This window comes from Neisseria sp. P0001.S005 (assembly GCF_051963715.1).
Map to the genome: position 1 here is coordinate 1 of NZ_JBQCTZ010000032.1, position 21,621 is coordinate 21,621.

At 47.1% G+C, this 21,621-nt stretch carries 15 protein-coding genes; 11 read left to right on the forward strand and 4 right to left on the reverse strand.

The window, feature by feature from the left end; translation table 11 throughout:
- Both tig and clpP read left to right on the forward strand, forming a co-directional pair.
- A partial coding sequence (gene tig / locus ACTHSP_RS06430; protein WP_440345834.1) for a trigger factor occupies positions 1 to 1,080 on the forward strand: 1,080 nt, incomplete at its 5' end.
- An 89-nt stretch (positions 1,081 to 1,169) separates the two neighbouring features.
- Positions 1,170 to 1,790: an ATP-dependent Clp endopeptidase proteolytic subunit ClpP gene (gene clpP, locus ACTHSP_RS06435; RefSeq protein WP_003683589.1), complete on the forward strand. Its 621-nt coding sequence runs from the start codon at positions 1,170 to 1,172 to the stop codon at positions 1,788 to 1,790.
- Between the two features lie 65 nt (positions 1,791 to 1,855).
- Here the strand turns inward: clpP and ACTHSP_RS06440 are convergent, their stop codons facing one another.
- Positions 1,856 to 3,844 carry a site-specific recombinase gene (locus ACTHSP_RS06440; protein ID WP_440345835.1) on the reverse strand — a complete coding sequence of 663 codons (1,989 nt, stop codon included), beginning with the start codon at positions 3,842 to 3,844 and terminating at the stop codon, positions 1,856 to 1,858.
- A gap of 223 nt (positions 3,845 to 4,067) precedes the next feature.
- Entirely contained in the window at positions 4,068 to 6,647 is a 2,580-nt protein-coding gene (clpB, locus tag ACTHSP_RS06445; RefSeq protein WP_314512124.1) for an ATP-dependent chaperone ClpB, read from the reverse strand.
- A 258-nt stretch (positions 6,648 to 6,905) separates the two neighbouring features.
- Here clpB and trpS point away from each other — a divergent pair, with 258 nt between their 5' ends.
- The 3 genes from trpS to tpx all read left to right on the forward strand — a co-directional run bounded on the left by trpS (position 6,906) and on the right by tpx (position 9,075).
- Entirely contained in the window at positions 6,906 to 7,916 is a 1,011-nt protein-coding gene (gene trpS, locus ACTHSP_RS06450) for a tryptophan--tRNA ligase (RefSeq protein ID WP_004520609.1), read from the forward strand.
- An 81-nt stretch (positions 7,917 to 7,997) separates the two neighbouring features.
- Positions 7,998 to 8,537, forward strand: a complete 540-nt coding sequence (locus ACTHSP_RS06455) for a hypothetical protein (RefSeq protein ID WP_314512122.1) — start codon at positions 7,998 to 8,000, stop codon at positions 8,535 to 8,537.
- A 43-nt stretch (positions 8,538 to 8,580) separates the two neighbouring features.
- The gene (gene tpx, locus ACTHSP_RS06460) at positions 8,581 to 9,075 is read left to right on the forward strand and encodes a thiol peroxidase (RefSeq protein WP_107857076.1); all 495 of its coding nucleotides are present in this window, start codon (positions 8,581 to 8,583) and stop codon (positions 9,073 to 9,075) included.
- A gap of 110 nt (positions 9,076 to 9,185) precedes the next feature.
- Here tpx and ftsH read toward each other — a convergent pair whose 3' ends face one another.
- The gene (ftsH, locus tag ACTHSP_RS06465) at positions 9,186 to 11,147 is read right to left on the reverse strand and encodes an ATP-dependent zinc metalloprotease FtsH (protein ID WP_107857077.1); all 1,962 of its coding nucleotides are present in this window, start codon (positions 11,145 to 11,147) and stop codon (positions 9,186 to 9,188) included.
- A gap of 70 nt (positions 11,148 to 11,217) precedes the next feature.
- Positions 11,218 to 11,838: an RlmE family RNA methyltransferase gene (locus ACTHSP_RS06470; RefSeq protein ID WP_004520613.1), complete on the reverse strand. Its 621-nt coding sequence runs from the start codon at positions 11,836 to 11,838 to the stop codon at positions 11,218 to 11,220.
- Between the two features lie 111 nt (positions 11,839 to 11,949).
- Between ACTHSP_RS06470 and yhbY the strand changes: the two genes are divergently transcribed.
- The 6 genes from yhbY to ACTHSP_RS06500 all read left to right on the forward strand — a co-directional run bounded on the left by yhbY (position 11,950) and on the right by ACTHSP_RS06500 (position 21,228).
- On the forward strand, positions 11,950 to 12,237 hold the full coding sequence (gene yhbY, locus ACTHSP_RS06475) for a ribosome assembly RNA-binding protein YhbY (protein ID WP_049333825.1): 288 nt from the start codon (positions 11,950 to 11,952) through the stop codon (positions 12,235 to 12,237).
- 224 nt (positions 12,238 to 12,461) lie between these two features.
- The gene (locus tag ACTHSP_RS06480) at positions 12,462 to 13,889 is read left to right on the forward strand and encodes a tetratricopeptide repeat protein (RefSeq protein WP_314512117.1); all 1,428 of its coding nucleotides are present in this window, start codon (positions 12,462 to 12,464) and stop codon (positions 13,887 to 13,889) included.
- Between the two features lie 621 nt (positions 13,890 to 14,510).
- Positions 14,511 to 17,174: a pyruvate dehydrogenase (acetyl-transferring), homodimeric type gene (gene aceE, locus ACTHSP_RS06485; RefSeq protein ID WP_440345836.1), complete on the forward strand. Its 2,664-nt coding sequence runs from the start codon at positions 14,511 to 14,513 to the stop codon at positions 17,172 to 17,174.
- Between the two features lie 147 nt (positions 17,175 to 17,321).
- Complete coding sequence (aceF, locus tag ACTHSP_RS06490) at positions 17,322 to 18,938, forward strand: dihydrolipoyllysine-residue acetyltransferase (RefSeq protein WP_440345837.1); 1,617 nt, start codon at positions 17,322 to 17,324, stop codon at positions 18,936 to 18,938.
- 77 nt (positions 18,939 to 19,015) lie between these two features.
- Positions 19,016 to 20,800: a dihydrolipoyl dehydrogenase gene (lpdA, locus tag ACTHSP_RS06495; protein WP_440345838.1), complete on the forward strand. Its 1,785-nt coding sequence runs from the start codon at positions 19,016 to 19,018 to the stop codon at positions 20,798 to 20,800.
- An 89-nt stretch (positions 20,801 to 20,889) separates the two neighbouring features.
- Positions 20,890 to 21,228, forward strand: coding sequence for a P-II family nitrogen regulator (locus tag ACTHSP_RS06500; protein ID WP_440345839.1), 339 nt, complete (start codon positions 20,890 to 20,892; stop codon positions 21,226 to 21,228).
- Positions 21,229 to 21,621 lie beyond the last annotated feature (393 nt).

Sequence of the window (21,621 nt, forward strand, 5' to 3'; positions counted from 1 at the left end):
GTTGCCGTTGCTCAAGAATTGAAAGTTGCCGGTTACCCACGCTTTGAAGCCGTTGAAGAACAAGACGATCAAGAGTCCTTCAAAGTTGCCGCCATTTTTGAAGTTTTCCCTGAAGTAACCATCGGCGACCTGTCTGCCCAAGAAGTAGAAAAAGTAACTGCAACCGTTGGCGATGCCGAAGTTGACCAAACCGTAGAAATTCTGCGCAAACAGCGCACCCGTTTCAACCATGTTGACCGTGAAGCACAAAACGGCGACCGCGTCATCATCGACTTCGAAGGCAAAATCGACGGCGAACCTTTCGCCGGCGGCGCGTCTAAAAACTACGCTTTCGTATTGGGCGCAGGTCAAATGCTGCCTGAATTCGAAGCCGGTGTCGTCGGCATGAAAGCCGGCGAAAGCAAAGATGTTACCGTAAACTTCCCTGAAGACTACCACGGTAAAGATGTTGCCGGTAAATCTGCCGTATTCACCATCACTCTGAACAACGTTTCTGAAGCTACTTTGCCTGAAGTTGACGCAGACTTCGCTAAAGCTTTGGGTATTGAAGACGGCGACGTTGCCAAAATGCGTGAAGAAGTGAAGAAAAACGTTGGCCGCGAAGTTGAGCGCCGCATCGGTGAACAAACTAAAGAATCTGTCATGAACGCCCTGCTCAAAGCAGCCGATTTGCAAGTTCCTGTTGCTTTGGTCAACGAAGAAGCCGCTCGCTTGGCAAACGAAATGAAACAAAACTTCGTTAACCAAGGTATGGCTGACGCTGCCAACTTGGATCTGCCTTTGGATATGTTCAAAGAACAAGCAGAACGCCGCGTTTCTTTGGGTCTGATTTTGGCTAAATTGGTTGAAGAAAACAAACTTGAGCCAACTGAAGACCAAATCAAAGCCGTTGTTGCCAACTTCGCTGAAAGCTACGAAGATCCTCAAGAAGTTATCGACTGGTACTACGCAGAGCCTTCCCGCCTGCAAGGCCCGACTTCTTTGGCAGTAGAAAGCAACGTTGTTGATTTCGTTCTGAGCAAAGCTAAAGTAACTGAAAAAGCGCTGTCTTTTGACGAAGTAATGGGCGCACAAGCTTAATTGCTCCAAGGCCGTCTGAAACAGACAATCAAAAGCACCGAAGCGCTTTAAATGCTTTGGTGCTTTTCCATCATTAACAGGAGACAAAAATGTCCTTCGATTTCAATAATTACCTTGTCCCTACCGTTATCGAGCAAAGCGGTCGCGGCGAGCGCGCATTCGACATCTACTCACGCCTTTTGAAAGAGCGCATCGTTTTCTTGATCGGCCCGGTGACAGACGAATCTGCCAACTTGGTTGTTGCGCAATTACTGTTCTTGGAAAGTGAAAACCCTGATAAAGATATCTTCTTCTATATCAACTCTCCGGGCGGTTCGGTTACTGCCGGTATGTCGATTTACGACACCATGAACTTCATCAAGCCTCATGTTTCTACCTTATGCTTGGGTCAAGCAGCAAGTATGGGCGCATTCCTGTTGTCCGCAGGCGAAAAAGGCAAACGCTTTGCCCTGCCAAACAGCCGCATCATGATTCACCAACCGCTCATCAGCGGCGGCTTGGCCGGTCAGGCTTCCGATATTGAAATTCACGCTAAAGAGCTGCTGAAAATCAAAGAGAAACTGAACCGCTTACTCGCCAAACATTGTGATCGCGATTTGGCTGACTTGGAACGCGATACCGACCGCGACAATTATATGTCTGCCGATGAAGCTAAAGAATATGGTTTGATTGACCAAGTTTTGGAAAACCGAGCCTCTCTGCAAGCCTAATCTTTATCGGTTTTAAACTAAAAGGCCGTCTGAAAAGTATATATTCAGACGGCCTTTCTTCAATTTTACTTCGTGTTGTCTTTATTATTCACTTGAACCGGATACAGCAAAATCAAAGGATTAGCTTTCACTTGACTCCAGAAGCTCTTCAGCAGATTACGCATACTGCCCAAACGCGTGCCGCGAGAACGGAGCGCAACAGCCAAAGCTAAAGAAAAGCTGACCACCAGATTCACCATACCGATTGCCAATACACTTGCCAAGCCAAGCATAAAAGTGAATATATCTGCATGACCGCTAATCGTGGCATAACCCAAATTTGCCGAAGAAAATGCTACATGGCGAATATCCAGCGGCAAGCCGAAAAGATGGCCAAAATAGCCGGTCATACCCAAAAGCATACCGAAAATAAAATTGCCCATAAGCGAGCCGTAATGCTTATGAATATAAGCGGCCAACCGGCGGCGTGGCTGCGGACGCATGATTTTTCGTAAAAACGGATTAAACGGCAGGCGCTGACGCAGGTTCAGATAATCGGAACGGTTGTCAAAGAAGCCTGCAATAATCCCCGAGCAAAACAGCCATACACCGGCAATAGCGGCATACCATAAGGTCGGCTGGGTAAAAATCTCAATAGATTTAAGCTGGTAGGCTGTAACCGCCTCATTCAATAAAGGCTGGCCATGCGTGTAGGCATAGCCCCAAGCGATCCCCGCCGCCAACAATACGGCAATTGATACATTGCCAAACACGGCAACACTTTGCGAACGGCACACATCAATCAGCAGTTTTGCCAATTTGTTGTCCACCGCTTTGCTGCCTTCATTCGAGTCCACCTGCTCTGCAAAGCTTGCCGCCGTCATGGCAGGCTGCTTGGTCGCGACAGTACAATGCAGCATATGAATCAGCATAAAGCCTAAGCCGTAGTTAAGTCCGGCAAGGAATGAAGTAGTAAATTCGCCGAATCCCAAAGACGCAATATGGATTTTATTCAAAGCCATCAAAGCAATAATTACGCCCCCACCTGCTGCAGAATAAAACATTTTGAAATATTCACTACGGTTGCGCGTAATGTAATGCTCACCATGATGGCTTTTGTTTTCCGTAATACTGCGCGCCAGCATTCGGATACTGCTTTTACGCAAGTGGCTGGTGCTGTATTGCTCTACCGCCGCGTAAATCATCGCATTCATCAGATTGATGGTTAAGCGGGTACGGCTGCCGGTTTCGATTTGAATATTGGTCAACAGTTTCAGGCGGTCTATGGTTTGTTGCAGGCGCTCCAACAAGTGCGCCACTTTCACTGACGAACCAGACCCTGCTCCTGTACCACGACGACGCAGATACTCAATTTGCTTGTCGCACTGGTCAAACATGACCTCCAAGTGCGCCGTATCATAAGTTTCTTCACTGTGGCGATAGTGTTCTACCAATTTTGCAATTTCACGTTGCAAAGCAACAAATGCCGAATCCGCCTCCAATAAACGGGGGGCAATTCGTATTAAATCCGGCTCAATCGCTTCGGAAGCAATCCAAATAGACAGCATCTCCACTGCACGCAAACGGGCATCTGCCAACTGTCGGCTGGCCGTCTGAAGCAAAGCAGGATCCGCTTTGCCCTGCAACAATTCATACATGCTCAACCATTGGCGCAAACTCAGGGTTTGCAACCATTTATCATCGTTTTTCGAATGAAAAAGATATAAAAATACTTCGCGCAGATTGGAAAAATCTTTATAAGACGGGCTGAAACGCTCGTAAATCCGTATGCCCATCTCCCGAGTAAAACTATGGCGCGAGAAAATACCCAGCTTAATCAGTGCAGGATAGATGTGAACTTTGGACAACCAGGCATAGAAGCGCAGGCTGAATTGACGGCATAAAGCATCGTCTTGTTTTAAAGTAGATAAAATCAAATCGAAACGTTCGGAAGCCTGTTTTTTGCCTCCTCGGCGCAAAAATTTGATTAATGCATTGAGAATAAGAACAAAGTCGGTATCATTTAAGCGTTCCGACAAAATAATGTGAAGATTTTGATTAGTCAGTTTTTGCATTGTAGTATTATTACATAAAATGAGATATTTAGCAAGAACCTTGGCAAACAGGTCGGATTATATCGCATTCTTTATCAACCCATGGCACAAGATTTTCAATTAATATTCTCTAAAATTCAATGAATAATCAAATCACATAACAAATATATGATGTGAATCAATAAGTAAGAAAGGCCGTCTGAATTCTTTCAGACGGCCTTTTACAACAGCACACTACATTGTTTTAACCTTGTGTAAACAAGAGCTTACCACCCTCTTCTTTAACATGGATTGTGCTATCCGGTGCATATTTGCCTTCAAGCAATGCTTTTGCCAGCGGGTTTTCGATTTCTGACTGAATGGCGCGTTTGAGCGGACGGGCACCATACACAGGATCAAAACCGGCTTCGGCAATCAGATCCAAGGCAGCATCATCGACTTTCAGATGCAGATGTTGTGCTTCCAAACGTTTTTCCAAACCTTTAAGCTGGATTTTCGCAATGCTGCGGATATTGGCTTGATCCAAACCGTGGAACACGACTACTTCATCAATACGGTTGATCATTTCAGGACGGAAATGTTCTTTCACATCCTCCATCACAACTTCTTTCACCGCTTCGTAGTCTTGAGTACCCATTTGTTGGATATGTTGGCTACCGATGTTGGAAGTCATGACGATAACGGTATTTTTGAAGTCCACTGTTCGACCTTGTCCATCGGTCAAGCGGCCGTCATCCAATACTTGCAGCAAGATATTGAATACGTCCGGATGGGCTTTTTCCACTTCATCCAAAAGAATCACGCTGTATGGTTTGCGGCGGACTTGTTCGGTCAGGTAGCCGCCTTCTTCGTAGCCGACATAGCCCGGAGGCGCGCCGATCAGGCGGGCAACGGCGTGTTTTTCCATGTATTCGGACATGTCGATGCGGATGAGGTGGTCTTCGCTGTCAAACAGGAAACCTGCCAGGGCTTTACACAACTCGGTTTTACCCACGCCGGTCGGGCCTAAGAACAAGAAGCTGCCATAAGGTTTATTCGGATCGGCCAAACCGGAACGACTGCGGCGGATAGCGTCAGACACAGCACGCACGGCTTCGTCTTGACCAACCACGCGGCGGTGCAATACTTCTTCCATCTTCAGCAGCTTGTCGCGTTCACCTTCCATCATTTTGGACACAGGGATGCCGGTCATGCGGGAAACGATTTCGGCCACCTCATCCGCGCCGACTTCAGTACGGAAAAGTTTGTTTTGTTTTTTGCCGTCAGGATTGCTTTCTGCCGCTTGCAACTGTGCACCCAATTTCGGCAACTCACCGTATTCGAGTTCGGACGCACGGGCAAAATCGCCTTGACGTTTGGCCTGCTCGATTTTGACTTTGATGTCGTCCATCTGTTTTTTGATGTCGGCAGTGCTGGATGATGCCGCTTTTTCAGCTTTCCAAATTTCGTCCAAATCGGCGTATTCTTTTTGCAGGCCGTCGATTTCCTCGTCTATCAGTTCCAAACGTTTTTTGCTGGCGTCATCGCTTTCTTTGGCAACGTGCATTTTTTCCATTTTGAGCTGGATAATGCGGCGGTCGAGTTTATCCATCTGCTCGGGTTTGCTGTCCAGCTCCATTTTGATACGGCTGGCTGCTTCGTCGATCAAATCAATCGCTTTATCAGGCAGGAAGCGGTCGGTAATATAACGGTCGCTCAACTCCGCTGCGGCAACGATAGCAGGGTCGGTAATATCGATACCGTGGTGGATTTCATAACGCTCTTGCAAACCGCGCAAAATAGCGATGGTATCTTCCACACTTGGCTCGCCAACCAATACTTTTTGGAAGCGGCGTTCGAGTGCCGCATCTTTCTCGATGTATTGACGGTATTCATCCAAAGTAGTCGCACCGATACAGTGCAATTCGCCGCGCGCCAAAGCCGGTTTCAACATATTGCCGGCGTCCATCGCGCCGTCGGTTTTGCCCGCGCCGACCAAAGTATGGATTTCGTCGATGAAAATCAGAGTGTTGCCATCATCTTTAGCCAAGTCGTTCAACACGCCTTTCAAGCGTTCTTCAAATTCGCCACGGTATTTCGCGCCGGCAATCAAAGCCGCCAAGTCCAGAACCAAAAGGCGTTTGTTACGCAGGGATTCGGGTACTTCGCCGTTGACGATACGTTGCGCCAAGCCTTCAACAATAGCGGTTTTACCTACACCAGGCTCACCAATCAGCACAGGGTTGTTTTTGGTACGGCGTTGCAATACTTGAATCGCACGACGGATTTCATCATCACGACCGATAACAGGGTCGAGCTTGCCGTCTCGGGCGCGTTGAGTCAGATCAAGTGTGTATTTTTTCAAAGCATCGCGTTGGTCTTCAGCATTCGCATCGTTCACGTTTTGTCCTCCTCGTACCGCATCGATCGCAGCATTGATATTTTGTTCGGTCGCACCGGCCTCTTTCAAAATTTTACCGGTCGCATCATTCTGCTGAACCAAAGCCAGCAAGAAAAGTTCGCTGGCGATATAGGCATCACCGCGTTTGGTTGCAGCCTTGTCCATCAAGTTCAATACAGCTTGCAGCTCACGGCTAGGCATAATATCGCCACCTTGACCGGATACTTTTGGCAAGCTGCTCAAATGTTGCTGCAAACGTTGTTTTACTTGAGGCACATTCACACCTGCATGAGCCAGTAACGCAGCAGCACCACTGTTTTGATCGTCAAGCAACGCTTTTAAGATAAAGCCTGCCTCAAGGTAGCTGCTGTCCGCAGCCAAAGCCAGACTTTGACCTTCTTGCAGAGCTTGCTGAAATTTGGCAGTCAATTTATCAAATCTCATTTTAAGTTCCTCTTCAAATATATTCTGTTAGAACCTATATAAGCGCAAATGTGGATAACTCAAGAGCCATTTACTCATTAATCAATAATTTTTCACTATCTTATTGTTTTATAGTGTTTTATTTTTTAAATTTTATGTGTATAACTTTTATTATCCAGTTACCCTTTACTCAAAAGGCCGTCTGAAAAATCAAGAATAATCAGGTATAATCGGCACCATATTTATTTTCAGACGGCCTTTGTGCCGAAGGATACTTTCATGAGCAAAAAACGAGTTTTAACAGGCGTTACCACAACAGGTATTCCACACTTGGGCAACTATGTCGGTGCCATCCGCCCGGCTATCCGCGCAGCGCAAGATTCCAATACTGAATCATTCCTCTTTTTGGCCGACTATCACGGCATCATCAAATGTCATGAGCCGGAAATGATTCATCAATCTACTCAAGCTGTTGCCGCCACATGGCTCGCCTGCGGACTCAATCCGGAACAGACCACTTTCTACCGTCAAAGCGACATTCCCGAAGTGATGGAGTTGAACTGGATTCTGACCTGTATCACCGCAAAAGGCCTGATGAACCGCGCCCACGCTTATAAAGCTGCAGTACAGGCAAATACCGAAAATGGTCAGGAAGATCCGGATCATGGTGTGGAAATGGGCCTGTACAGCTACCCTATCCTCATGACTGCCGACATCCTTATGTTCAATGCCCATGAAGTTCCAGTTGGTCGCGACCAAATCCAACACGTTGAAATGGCTCGCGATATTGCCGGCCGCTTCAATCACCGCTTCCAAGAACTCTTCACCCTGCCTGAAGTAAAAATCGACGAAAACGTCGAACTCTTGGTCGGCTTGGACGGACGCAAAATGTCTAAATCCTACGGCAACACCATTCCGCTTTGGGAAAACGACAAGAAAACCCAAAAATCGGTCAACAAAATCATCACCAACATGAAAGAGCCCGGTGAACCAAAACAGCCTGATGAAAGTCCTCTGTTTGAAATCTACAAAGCCTTCTCTACGCCGTCTGAAACTGCCGAGTTCACACAAATGCTGGCCGAAGGCCTTGCTTGGGGCGAAGCCAAGAAACTCTTGGGCGCAAAAATCAATGCCGAACTTGCAGAACCGCGCGAGCGTTACAATGAATTGACAGCCAAACCCTCTCAAATTGAAGACATTTTGCAGGCCGGCGCACAAAAAGCGCGTAAAGAAGCACGCGAATTATTGGATAAAGTACGCGATGCAGTAGGTATTCGTCCGTTGAAATAATAGCAAGGCCGTCTGAAAATTTCAGACGGCCATAATATCGTTTATCATTTGAAATATAACCGTTTTTCTAGGGTTTCTCATATGAAAAAAATCTTCCCCCTTATCTTGTTCAGCCTTTCATTGGCTGCCTGCGGCGGTAAATCTGAAGATACTGCAGCCAATGATGCTGCCTCAGACAAAGCACCCAAGCCCACCTTCAAAGTTAAATATATCGATGAACAAGCCATAGCCGGTTTGGATTTGGGTACAGCTCAAGAAGGCGAAACCAAAGAAGGTAAAAAACAACGTACCTACCCGATTAACGGCATAGAGGGTGGTGTCATCAATCTGATTGGCAAGCACCCTACCGACTTAGAAGTCATCAGCGGCCAATGCATGGAAAAAAATGAAAAAGGCGTTTCAGTCGGCTGGTCAGCCAACGGCGTCTGCCACACTGCCTTTGCAAAAATGGTGGACAATATTGCCCAAGACGGCAGCAAACTGACCGACTATCTGATTTCACACGCTGCTTTGCAGCCTTATACCGAAGGAAAAAGCGGCTATGCCGCCGTACAAAACGGCCGCTATATTTTAGAAATTGACAGCGAAGGCATGTTCTATTTCCGTCGCCGTCATTACTAAACTCCTGACCATCCTATTTTCCCCCTGACACAAGGACTGAATCATGGCCCAAGTTACTTTCCAAGGCTCACCTATTTCTACAAACGGCAATTTGCCTGCCATCGGCCAAGTTGCACCTGATTTCACATTGGTAGCGGCGGACCTATCTGAGAAATCATTGGTTGACTTTGCAGGCAAACGCAAAGTGCTGAATATTTTCCCCAGCATTGACACTGGCGTATGCGCCCAATCCGTCCGCACTTTCAACAAACGTGCCTCGTCTTTGGACAATACCGTCGTCTTGTGCATTTCTGCCGATTTACCGTTTGCACAAGCCCGTTTCTGCGGCGCAGAAGGTTTGGAAAATGTAGTGACACTTTCCACATTCCGCAGCAGCTTTTCTAACGATTACGGTGTTACACTGACAGAAAGCCCATTACGCGGCCTAACTGCCCGTGCAGTGGTGGTTTTGAATGAGCAAAACCAAGTTCTCCACGCTGAGCTGGTATCTGAAATTGCGAACGAGCCTGACTACGAAGCTGCTTTGGCTGTTTTGTAATTAACCAAATAAAATCAGGCCGTCTGAAAATTTTCAGACGGCCTGAGACCTTTAGCTTATCTTCAAAATAAAAACGGTAGCTTAAAAGCTACCGTTTTCTGTTTCAAACCTTATACAGATTTATCTGTTTTGTCTGCCTCTACTGACTCAGTATTCTGAACCTCATTTTGCTCAACAGGTTCAGTAGCTTCAGCAACAGGCGCTTCAGACTCTTCTACTTTGTCATCACGGACATTGTGGCTGTAATCTTTAGGTGGACTAGGCTGTTTACCGGCCATAATTTCCAAAACTTGGTCTCGATCGATGGTTTCCCAATCCATCAGTGCTTTGCACATGGTTTCCATCTTATCGCGATTTTCATCCAAGATTTTGTAGGCCACTTGGTATTGCTCATCCAAAATACGGCGGATTTCCGCATCGATATCTTGTTGGGTTTTCTCGGAAATATTTTGAGAACGGGTTACGCTGCGACCCAAGAACACTTCACCTTCGTTCTCAGCATAAACCATCACCCCCATTTTGTCGCTCATACCATAACGCGTTACCATCTCGCGTGCCATTTGAGTTGCACGCTCGAAGTCGTTAGATGCGCCGGTAGAAATACGACCGACAAAAATATCTTCAGCAATACGACCACCAAATAAGATTGAGATCTGGCTCAGCATTTGGTCTTTGTACATGCTGATACGGTCACGCTCAGGCAGCTGCCAAGTCAAACCCAATGCACGGCCACGAGGCATAATCGTTACTTTGTGAACCGGATCGGTAAACGGCAGGCTTTCCGCTACGATTGCATGACCGGCCTCATGATAGGCCGTCGCACGTTTTTCATCTTCGTGCATAACCATGCTGCGACGTTCCGGACCCATGTAGATTTTGTCTTTAGCATCTTCAAAGTCGCTTTGATCGACTTTAACTTTATTGCGACGACCGGCAAACAAAGCTGCTTCATTGACCAAGTTCGCCAAATCCGCACCTGAAAAACCAGGGGTACCACGTGCTAAAGAAGTTAAATCTACGGATGCATCCAAAGGTACTTTTTTAGCGTGTACTTTCAAGATTTGCTCACGGCCACGGATATCGGGCAATGGAACAACGACTTGACGGTCAAAACGGCCCGGACGCTGCAACGCAGGGTCAAGTACATCAGGACGGTTGGTTGCTGCGATCACAATAACGGTTTGGTTACTTTCAAAACCATCCATTTCAACCAACAATTGATTCAATGTTTGCTCACGCTCATCATTGCCACCACCCAAACCGGCACCGCGCTGACGGCCGACAGCATCAATTTCATCGATAAAGATGATACATGGCGCGTTTTTCTTGGCCTGCTCGAACATATCGCGGACACGGCTCGCACCGACACCGACAAACATTTCTACGAAGTCAGAACCTGAAATACTGAAGAATGGCACACCGGCCTCACCAGCAATCGCTTTAGCCAGCAATGTTTTACCCGTACCAGGGCTACCGGCCAACAAAATACCGCGCGGTACACGACCGCCCAGACTTTGGTAACGGTTAGGCGATTTCAGGTAATCCACGATTTCTTGTACTTCTTCTTTAGCCTCATCACAACCGGCAACATCGGCAAAAGTAACTTTATTGGAATCTTTGTCCAACAAACGTGCACGGCTCTTACCAAAAGAGAATGCGCCGCCTTTACCGCCACCGCCGCTTTGCATGCGCATGAAGTAGAACCATGCGCCAATCAACAACAAAACAGGCAGCAGGCTGTAAAACAGACTGGCCAGCATGCTTGGTTTTTCTTCCGGAGTCACTTTGACGCGTACTTTGTTGTCCAACAGTGTTTTAACCAAGTTGTCATCCAAAGGCGCATTGGTATAGAAGGCAGTTTTATCGGTGCGCTCACCTTTAATCAGATAGCCGCTGACAACAGATCCTTCAATATTGACATTGGATACTTCGCCACTATTAACTTGCTGAATAAATTGAGAATATTCGATTTGCTGTTTATCTTCCTGCTTATCGCTGAGTGCATTGAATGCTGCTAAAAGCATAGCACCACCCACTACCCAGACTAATATGTTTTTAATGGTATTCCCCACTGAACAGGCTCCATGGTTACAAAATAAATAAAATCAAGGGAAAGAATTTTAAAGCACCCACCCTACATTGTCAGCGTTTATTTTTACCTAATAGGTAAATCTCACTGGAACGATTGCGGGAAGCATCCGGCTTTCGGGTTTGTACACTGGCAAAAATTTCACGCATAGCCGCCGTATACTCTTGATAACCCGCGCCTTGAAACACCTTCACTAAAAAACTGCCTCCGGTTTTCAAATGTTGTGAGGCAAAATCCAAAGCCAGTTCACACAAATAAAAACTGCGTGCCTGGTCTGTTACGGCATTGCCTGACATATTGGGTGCCATATCACAGATTACAAGGTCTAACGGACGATTATCCAATAAGGCTTCAAACTGCTCCAAAACAGCATCTTCCCTAAAGTCGCCCTGAATAAACGACACGCCTTCAATAGCATCCATCGGCAAAATATCCAAAGCAAAGACTGCCCCAGTTTTACCGACCAGCTTGGCCGCCACTTGTGACCAACTTCCCGGCGCGCTGCCCAAATCCGCCAAAACCGTACCTGGTTTGATTAATTTATCTTTTTGATTGATTTCCAATAACTTATAAGCCGCTCTAGCACGATATCCGTCCTTTTGTGCCATATGGACATAATGATCGTTGACGTGCTCATGCAGCCATGCTTTTGAAGATTTTGAGCGTACAGCCATCTTGATTTGAAATGCTTAAGTTAAAATCAGCATTGTACGTTATTTCCCCCGTAAATGTTCTAAATCGCGTACAATATAGCCATTATTCTTTTTAATTGGATACTTATTAATATGAGCGACAACAAATTAAGCACCAAAGAAATTTTGGCATTGAAAGCCCAAGCACACCACCTCCACCCTGTCGTTATGGTTGGCCAACAAGGCTTGACCGACTCGGTCATCAAAGAAACCGATGCTGCATTGACAGCGCACGAATTGATTAAAGTCCGTGTTTTTGGCGATGATCGTGCTGAACGTATTGAAATTTGTGATGCCCTGTGTGAAACACTGGGTGCTCAACTGGTGCAACATATTGGCAAATTACTTGTTTTGTGGCGTAAAAAACCGGACGATAAATAATTTAAACTGAATAAACAGCAGAAGTATTTTCTCAACCCACTTTATCATATCCTTCTGTTGTATTTATGCAGCATAAAACAAATTATTCCATTATTCTAAGCATAAAAATACAAATACGGTTGTCTGTTTTTGTAAATAACCTCAAAATTACAAAATCATAACGGCCGCACCTTGTCGGCCGATAATTTTATTCTTAATCCTTCACAAAATATAAAAGCAAACCGATGAATGCTCAACAATATGAAGAATCTTTTCTGCTAGCAGAAAAATTAATCACTCAAGACCCGCCTGACTTTGCACGAGCCATCCCATTGCTCTGCGAAGCAGCAGAAGCCGGACATATTGAGGCTGCATTTCAGCTGGCAGGATGCCTGATCGAACACCACGAAAATGAGCAAGATTTAGCAATTGCAGTTGAATATTTAAAACAAGCTGCAAGAGCTGGTCATCCATATGCCCGCTATAATCTTCTCCAGTTACAAGAAAATAATGGAATAGAAGTAGAAAAGCTCATTGCAGCCTATCAAGAGCTTGCCGAAGAAGGATTGGCTCCTGCCCAACTGCACCTGATGCGTTTATACGCAGACAATGGCAATGACCAAGAAGCAGTCAAATGGGCATTAAAAGCTGCCGAACAACAAAATCCTCAAGCACAATACTTCTTAGCCCAACATTACCAATACTCCAGCTCTCCTGATTTGGAATATTCCCATAAACTTTATCAGCAATCCGCTGCACAGGGATTTATTGCGGCACACTGGCAACTCGGCCTTCAATACAAATTGGGGCAAGGTGTTGCACAAAATCCTGAAAAAGCCATCGAACATTTGCGTATTGCCGCCGATTACGACATTGTTCCGGCGCAAACTTCTCTTGGAGAACTCTTAGCCGCATCAAATCCTGCTGAAGCATTGAAATGGTTCGAAAAAGCTGCCGAACAAGGTGACAGTAATGCGCATATAGCACTTGCCGAAATATATCTATTGGGTAAAAACACCGAACGAGACCCTCAAAAGGCCTATCAGCACGCTAAATTTGCTGCGGATCAAAATGATCCGGAAGGTTTGCGCCTTTTAGGTGATATCTATCGCTACGGATTGGGACGAGCAGTTGATGCAGACACCGCACGTCAATATTATCAACGCTCGGCTGATTTAGGTAATCTTGTCGCTTACCAAAAACTTCTGTCTGACAGCGCATTGAATAACCAGCAAAACTATGAGCTGACGAAAGAAATTGCCCTCCAACGTCAGGAAGCTGAACGTTTGTACAAGCTGGCATTTGCAGCGCACTATGGCTTAAAACGCCAACAGAATTACGCTGAAGCACTGGATCTATATCACCAGTCCGCAGAACGTGGGCACAGCAAATCCCAAACCAATCTTGGCATGATGTATTACAGTGGACAAGGTGTACCTGTCGACTACGCCCAAGCTGCAAAATGGTTTGAAGCAGCGGCCAAACAAAGAGACACAATGGCTCAATATAATCTTGCCTGTCTGTATTATCATGGTATGGGCGTAGAAAAAGACATCAACAATGCTTGTTTCTGGCTACAAGAAGCCATCCAACATGGACATGAACAGCAAGACGTTCTCAAAGAGCTTTTGGCTCAATGGAAGCAATTCGCTCAAAAGGCCTCTACCGCGTAAAGGCCGTCTGAAATTCTCACTTCCTACATAAATGACATGTCAGAGCTAAACCAAACAGTCTGTACATGTCATTTTTTCATTTACCCTTCCTCAATAATCATCATCTTCAAATCCCATTCCCTCTTAATTCTCTTTAAGTCTTCAGATGGCCTATTCTCTTTGTAAAGAATCAGATAATCTAAATTTTCCCTTTCAAACCCTAAATCTAGCCCAAACTTTCAATTTACAACAAAATTTGAAAATATTTTTCGTATTCGAATTCATTTACTCAAACATCTGATACTTTTTTACTGTATCTACTCGATATCCCGATTTAAAAACAAGCTCCATAACTCTTTAAAAAAATCCTAATTTCAACCTTTACATCCTATCAATATCTACAGCATGATTTGCCAGTTTGCCCAATTACTGATAGGATTTGCAGGTTAGCCGGTTCGCAAAAAGTTCAATTCTTTCTGGTTTTTCATCAACGGTTATAACGTATTGAAAATATTTCAGTAATTAAAACTTTTTTCGAATTTGACTCTAGGAATTTTCGTTTTTAACTCATATCTGTTCGCAAACGAAAATATCGGAGTAATACTCCGTCATTGAAAAACACTCAACACAAGGATAGATATTATGTCCACCCAATTACACGATGTTGACCCAATTGAAACCAAAGAATGGTTAGACGCGTTAAGCTCTGTTTTAGAATATGAAGGCAGCGAACGCGCCCAGTATCTCCTGGAAAGTTTGGTCAAATACAGCCGTGACAAAGGCATCCGTATGCCTCACGGTACCACTACTCCATACTTGAACACCGTTTCCGTTGAAGACGAAAAAGGCATCCCTGGCGACCAAAACATCGAACACCGCATCCGTGCATTCGTTCGTTGGAACGCTGCCGCTATCGTTTTGCGCGCAGGTAAAAAAGATTTGGAATTGGGTGGACACATTGCATCTTTCCAATCAGCCGCCACTATGTACGAAGTCGGCTTCAACCACTTCTGGAAAGCTAAAGGCGAAGGTGAAGAAGGCGATTTGGTATTCTTCCAAGGCCACGTAGCCCCTGGTATCTACGCACGCGCGTTCGTTGAAGGCCGTCTGACTGAAGACCAGCTGAACAACTTCCGTCAAGAAGTTAACGGTAAAGGTCTGCCTTCTTACCCTCACCCTCACCTGTTGCCTGACTTCTGGCAATTCCCAACCGTATCCATGGGTCTTGGCCCATTGATGGCGATTTACCAAGCACGCTTCCTGAAATACTTGGAATCTCGCGGCCTGGCTAAAACCAAAGGCCGTAAAGTATGGGTATTCTGTGGCGACGGCGAAATGGACGAACCTGAAAGCCAAGGTGCTATTGCTCTGGCTTCACGCGAAGGCTTGGACAACTTGGTATTCGTCATCAACTGTAACCTGCAACGTTTGGACGGCCCAGTACGCGGTAACGGCAAAATCATTCAAGAGCTGGAAGGCAACTTTGCCGGCGCCGGCTGGAATGTTGTGAAAGTCATCTGGGGTCGTCGTTGGGACCGCCTCTTGGCAAAAGACAAAGACGGCATTCTGCGCAAACGCATGGAAGAGTGCCTGGATGGCGACTACCAAACTTACAAATCCAAAGACGGTGCATACGTTCGCGAACACTTCTTCAATACACCTGAACTGAAAGCATTGGTCGCCGATATGACCGATGAACAAATTTGGGCATTGAACCGTGGTGGTCATGACCCTCAAAAAGTGTACAACGCTTACGACCGGGCTGTGAACCACGCAGACGGCAAACCTACTGTAATCTTGGCGAAAACCATTAAAGGTTACGGTATGGGTGCATCCGGCGAAGGTCAAAACGTTGCCCACCAAGCCAAAAAAATGGACAAAGCGTCTCTGAAACAATTCCGTGACCGCTTTGACATTCCGGTAACTGACGAGCAAATCGACAGTGGCGACCTGCCTTACCTGACTTTTGCTCCTGACAGCGAAGAATACAAATACCTGCACGCCCGCCGCGAAGCCTTGGGCGGTTACCTACCTCAACGTCATCCGACAAAAGAGGTATTGGAAGTGCCTGAGTTGTCCGCATTCGATGCTCAACTGAAATCCAGCGGTGATCGTGAATTCTCAACCACCATGGCATTTGTCCGCATTCTGTCTACCCTGTTGAAAGACAAAAAAATCGGCAAACGCGTCGTACCTATCGTTCCTGACGAAAGCCGTACTTTCGGGATGGAAGGTATGTTCCGCCAATACGGTATTTGGAACCCTAAAGGTCAACAATACACCCCTCAAGATAAAGACCAACTGATGTTCTACAAAGAATCTGTTGACGGTCAAATCTTGCAAGAAGGTATTAACGAGCCAGGCGCAATGGCTGACTGGATCGCGGCTGCAACCAGCTACGCAAACAACGACTTTGCCATGATTCCTTTCTACATTTACTACTCTATGTTCGGTTTCCAACGTGTCGGCGATTTGGCATGGGCTGCCGGCGATATGCACGCACGCGGCTTCCTGTTGGGTGGTACTGCCGGCCGTACAACACTGAACGGTGAAGGCCTGCAACACGAAGACGGCCACAGTCACATTCAAGCCGATTTGATCCCGAACTGCGTTTCTTACGATCCGACCTTCCAATACGAAGTAGCTGTTATCGTACAAGACGGTCTGCGCCGTATGTATGCCAATAACGAAGACGTGTTCTACTACATCACCCTGATGAACGAGAACTACGCTCATCCTGACATGCCTGAAGGCGTGGAACAAGACATCCTGAAAGGTATGTACTTGCTGAAAGCCGGTGACAAAGGCGACAAGAAAGTTCAATTGATGGGTTCCGGTACCATCCTGCAAGAAGTGATTGCCGGTGCCGAATTGCTGAAAGCCGACTTCGGCGTAGAAGCAGACATTTGGTCTTGCCCGTCCTTCAACCTGTTGCACCGCGACGCCATCGAAGTAGAACGTTTCAACCGCCTGCATCCGCTGGAAGCTGAAAAAGTGCCTTTCGTTACCTCACAACTGCAAGGTCATGACGGTCCGGTTATTGCCGCTACCGACTATATCCGCAGCTATGCTGACCGTATCCGCGCCTACATCCCTAACGACTACCACGTCTTGGGTACTGACGGCTTCGGTCGCTCCGACAGTCGTGCCAACCTGCGCAGCTTCTTTGAAGTTGACCGCTACAACGTTGCCGTTGCTGCATTGAGCGCATTGGCAGAGCAAGGCAAAGTCAGCAAAGAAACCGTTCAACAAGCCATTGAAAAATATGGTATCAAAGCCGATTTAGCTCCTAGCTGGAAACGCTAATTGATGTTTCAGACGGCCTGTTTGCTTCATTCAGACATCAGGCCGTCTGAAAACCGAATGCTTGAATGGTTTGAACGAACTGTACCGATGCCGTGTGAAACAGTTTTTTTCAGACGGCATCCAACTGAAAACATTAAAGGAACTCAAATGAGTATCGTAGAAATCAAAGTCCCTGATATCGGCGGTCATGAAAACGTCGACATCATCGCCGTAGAAGTCAAAGCGGGCGACACCATCGCCGTTGACGACACTCTGATTACGTTGGAAACCGACAAAGCCACTATGGATGTACCTGCTGATGCAGCCGGCGTCGTGAAAGAAGTTAAAGTTAAAGTGGGCGATAAAATCTCTGAAGGCGGCGTGATTCTGACCGTTGAAACCGGTGCTGCCGCTGCTGATGCCGCTCCGGCTCCTGCAGCAGAAGCTCCTGCTGCTCCAGTTGCTGCGCCTGCAGCCGCTCCTGCCGGTGGCGCTACTGTACAAGTTGTTGTACCTGATATCGGTGGCCACTCTGACGTAGACGTTATTGCCGTTGAAGTTAAAGTCGGCGACACTGTTGCCGTTGACGACACCCTGATTACTTTGGAAACCGACAAAGCCACCATGGACGTACCATGTACCGAAGCCGGTGTGGTTAAAGCCGTATTCCTGAAAGTTGGCGACAAAGTATCCGAAGGCTCTGCCATTATCGAAGTAGAAACTGCCGGCTCTGCTGCAGCAGCCCCTGCTCCTGCCGCTCAAGCTGCCGCACCTGCACCGGCTGCCGCTCCGGCTCCTGCTGCACCAGCCGCTGCACCTGCTGCACCTGCACCGGTTGCTCCTGCTGCTGCCAAAATTGACGAAGCTGCATTTGCCAAAGCTCATGCAGGTCCTTCTGCACGTAAACTGGCACGCGAATTGGGCGTAGATTTGGGTCAAGTCAAAGGTACCGGTCTGAAAGGCCGTATCATGGGCGAAGACGTTAAAGCTTTCGTTAAATCCGTTATGCAAAGCGGTGCAGGCAAACCTGCCGCTGCCTCTTTGGGCGGTGGTCTGGACTTGTTGCCATGGCCTAAAGTTGACTTCTCTAAATTCGGCAGCGTCGAAGTTAAAGAACTGTCTCGCATTAAGAAAATCTCCGGTCAAAACCTGTCTCGCAACTGGGTTGTGATTCCTCACGTTACCGTACACGAAGAAGCGGACATGACCGAATTGGAAGAATTCCGCAAACAACTGAACAAAGAATGGGAACGCGAAGGCGTGAAACTGTCTCCATTGGCGTTCATCATTAAAGCCTCTGTTTCTGCGCTGAAAGCCTTCCCTGAATTCAACGCCTCTCTGGATGGCGACAACCTGGTGCTGAAAAACTACTTCAACATCGGTTTCGCTGCCGACACGCCAAACGGCTTGGTTGTTCCAGTGATCAAAGACGTGGATCAAAAAGGCTTGAAACAAATCAGCCAAGAGCTGACCGAATTGTCTAAAAAAGCCCGCGAAGGCAAGCTCAAACCGCAAGAAATGCAAGGCGCATGCTTTACCATTTCCAGCTTGGGCGGTATCGGCGGCACAGGCTTCACGCCAATCGTGAATGCTCCTGAAGTTGCCATCTTGGGCGTGTGCAAATCCCAAATCAAACCGGTTTGGAACGGCAAAGAATTTGCTCCTCGCCTGATGTGCCCATTGAGCCTGTCCTTCGACCACCGCGTCATTGACGGTGCCGCCGGTATGCGCTTTACCGTATTCCTGGCTAACCTGTTGAAAGACTTCCGCCGCATTACTCTGTAATCCAAACATTTTCAGACGGCCTTTTTACTCAGGCCGTCTGAAAAAGGAAGTCCGAACATCATTCAGAAAGATTAGACATGAGCTTAGTTGAATTAAAAGTGCCCGACATTGGCGGTCACGAAAATGTAGATATTATTGCGGTTGAAGTAAATGTAGGCGACACCATTGCTGTGGACGATACCCTGATTACTTTGGAAACCGATAAAGCCACTATGGACGTACCTGCCGAAGTTGCGGGTGTCGTTAAAGAAGTTAAAGTTAAAGTCGGCGATAAAATCTCCGAAGGCGGCTTGATTGCAGTCGTTGAAGCCGAAGGTGCGGCTGCCGCTCCTAAAGCCGAAGCGCCTGCCGCTCCTGCACAAGAAGCCCCTAAAGCTGCTGCTCCAGCTCCTCAAGCTGCTCAATTCGGCGGTTCTGCCGATGCTGAGTACGACGTAGTAGTATTGGGTGGCGGCCCTGGCGGTTATTCCGCTGCATTTGCCGCTGCTGACGAAGGCCTGAAAGTTGCCATCGTTGAACGTTACAAAACCTTGGGCGGTGTTTGCTTGAACGTCGGCTGTATCCCTTCCAAAGCCCTGTTGCACAATGCTGCCGTTATCGATGAAGTACGCCACTTGGCTGCCAACGGTATCAAATACCCTGAGCCTGAACTCGATATCGACATGCTGCGCGGCTACAAAGACGGCGTGGTTTCCCGCTTGACTACCGGTTTGGCCGGTATGGCCAAAGGCCGTAAAGTAGACGTCATCCAAGGCGACGGCCAATTCTTAGATCCGCACCACTTGGAAGTGTCGCTGACTACCGGCGACGTGTACGAGCAAGCGATTCCTACCGGCAAGAAAAAAATCGTTGCCTTCAAAAACTGTATCATTGCAGCAGGCAGCCGCGTAACCAAACTGCCTTTCATTCCTGAAGATCCTCGCATCATCGATTCCAGCGGTGCACTGGCTCTGAAAGAAGTACCGGGCAAGCTGTTGATCATCGGCGGCGGTATTATCGGTCTCGAAATGGGTACAGTTTACAGCACTCTGGGTTCTCGCCTGGATGTGGTTGAAATGATGGACGGCCTGATGCAAGGCGCAGACCGCGACTTGGTTAAAGTATGGCAAAAACAAAACGAATACCGTTTTGACAACATCATGATCAACACCAAAACTGTTGCTGTCGAGCCTAAAGAAGACGGTGTTTACGTTACCTTCGAAGGTGCAAATGCGCCTAAAGAGCCACAACGTTACGATGCCGTACTCGTAGCTGCCGGTCGTGCGCCTAACGGCAAACTGATCAGCGCTGAAAAAGCCGGTGTTGCTGTGACTGACCGCGGCTTCATCGAAGTTGACAAACAAATGCGTACAAACGTGCCGCACATCTACGCCATCGGCGATATCGTCGGTCAACCGATGTTGGCACACAAAGCCGTTCACGAAGGCCATGTTGCCGCTGAAAACTGCGCCGGCCACAAAGCCTACTTCGACGCACGCGTTATTCCGGGCGTTGCCTACACTTCTCCTGAGGTGGCATGGGTTGGCGAAACCGAGTTGTCTGCCAAAGCCTCCGGCCGCAAAATCACCAAAGCCAACTTCCCATGGGCTGCTTCCGGCCGTGCGATTGCCAACGGTTGCGACAATGGTTTTACCAAGCTGATTTTTGATGCTGAAACCGGCCGCATCATCGGTGGCGGTATCGTCGGTCCTAACGGCGGCGATATGATCGGTGAAGTCTGCTTGGCGATTGAAATGGGCTGTGATGCAGCCGATATCGGTAAAACCATCCACCCACACCCAACCCTGGGCGAATCCATCGGTATGGCTGCGGAAGTAGCACTGGGTGTATGTACCGACCTGCCGGCTCAGAAAAAGAAATAAGTTCACTCAAATAAAATTTGAACGAACTTGATGGAACAAAGGCCGTCTGAATGTTTCAGACGGCCTTTTCGCAAACAAGGAGACTCAATATGAAAAAAATCGAAGCTATTATCAAACCTTTCAAACTCGACGATGTACGCGAAGTCTTGACCGAAATCGGCATTACCGGCATGACTGTCAGCGAAGTCAAAGGTTTCGGCCGCCAAAAAGGCCACACGGAAATTTATCGTGGCGCGGAATACGCAGTCGATTTTCTGCCTAAAGTGAAAATCGAATTGGTATTGGCTGCCGATAAAGTCGATCAAGCTGTTGATGCCATTTTAGAAACCGCGCATTCCGGCAAAATCGGTGACGGTAAAATCTTTATTTATCCGGTTGAAGAAGCTATCCGTATCCGTACCGGTGAACGCTCGGAAGCAGCGCTTTAATAGAAATCGCAAAATACAGAATACAAATGCCGTCTGAAAATAAGTCGTAGCGTGGTTTGCTCAGGACTTATTTTTCAAACGGCATTAATTGAATACCCCCCATTTTCTAAAGTCTATCCAAGTAAACCTATTATCGAAAACCTCACGCTATCAAGCATGGAGGAGTTTGAGGTAATGCTTCACCTGACCTTCGTGAACGACTTTACCGTATCAAATAACTCTTTCCAAAGTAGTGCTTACCCAATCCCATACTTGCAAAACCTCAATGCCCTCCTTTTAAAATCAAATTCCTCGTATTTTTTTCCTATTCTTATTGTTGCCTAACTTTTCAGACGACCCCTTTCTTTATCCAAACTCCGTTATAATGACGGCTTTAAAATTAATTTATCCAAA

What these genes read in the sequence shown, in the direction of transcription:
- aceF (WP_440345837.1), top strand. Translation starts at nt 17,322, where the DNA reads ATGAGTATCGTAGAAATCAAAGTCCCTGATATCGGCGGTCATGAAAAC.
- ACTHSP_RS06455 (WP_314512122.1), top strand. Translation starts at nt 7,998, where the DNA reads ATGAAAAAAATCTTCCCCCTTATCTTGTTCAGCCTTTCATTGGCTGCC.
- aceE (WP_440345836.1), top strand. Translation starts at nt 14,511, where the DNA reads ATGTCCACCCAATTACACGATGTTGACCCAATTGAAACCAAAGAATGG.
- tpx (WP_107857076.1), top strand. Translation starts at nt 8,581, where the DNA reads ATGGCCCAAGTTACTTTCCAAGGCTCACCTATTTCTACAAACGGCAAT.
- ACTHSP_RS06440 (WP_440345835.1), bottom strand. Translation starts at nt 3,844, where the DNA reads ATGCAAAAACTGACTAATCAAAATCTTCACATTATTTTGTCGGAACGC.
- lpdA (WP_440345838.1), top strand. Translation starts at nt 19,016, where the DNA reads ATGAGCTTAGTTGAATTAAAAGTGCCCGACATTGGCGGTCACGAAAAT.
- yhbY (WP_049333825.1), top strand. Translation starts at nt 11,950, where the DNA reads ATGAGCGACAACAAATTAAGCACCAAAGAAATTTTGGCATTGAAAGCC.
- ACTHSP_RS06500 (WP_440345839.1), top strand. Translation starts at nt 20,890, where the DNA reads ATGAAAAAAATCGAAGCTATTATCAAACCTTTCAAACTCGACGATGTA.
- clpB (WP_314512124.1), bottom strand. Translation starts at nt 6,647, where the DNA reads ATGAGATTTGATAAATTGACTGCCAAATTTCAGCAAGCTCTGCAAGAA.
- clpP (WP_003683589.1), top strand. Translation starts at nt 1,170, where the DNA reads ATGTCCTTCGATTTCAATAATTACCTTGTCCCTACCGTTATCGAGCAA.
- ACTHSP_RS06480 (WP_314512117.1), top strand. Translation starts at nt 12,462, where the DNA reads ATGAATGCTCAACAATATGAAGAATCTTTTCTGCTAGCAGAAAAATTA.
- ACTHSP_RS06470 (WP_004520613.1), bottom strand. Translation starts at nt 11,838, where the DNA reads ATGGCTGTACGCTCAAAATCTTCAAAAGCATGGCTGCATGAGCACGTC.
- trpS (WP_004520609.1), top strand. Translation starts at nt 6,906, where the DNA reads ATGAGCAAAAAACGAGTTTTAACAGGCGTTACCACAACAGGTATTCCA.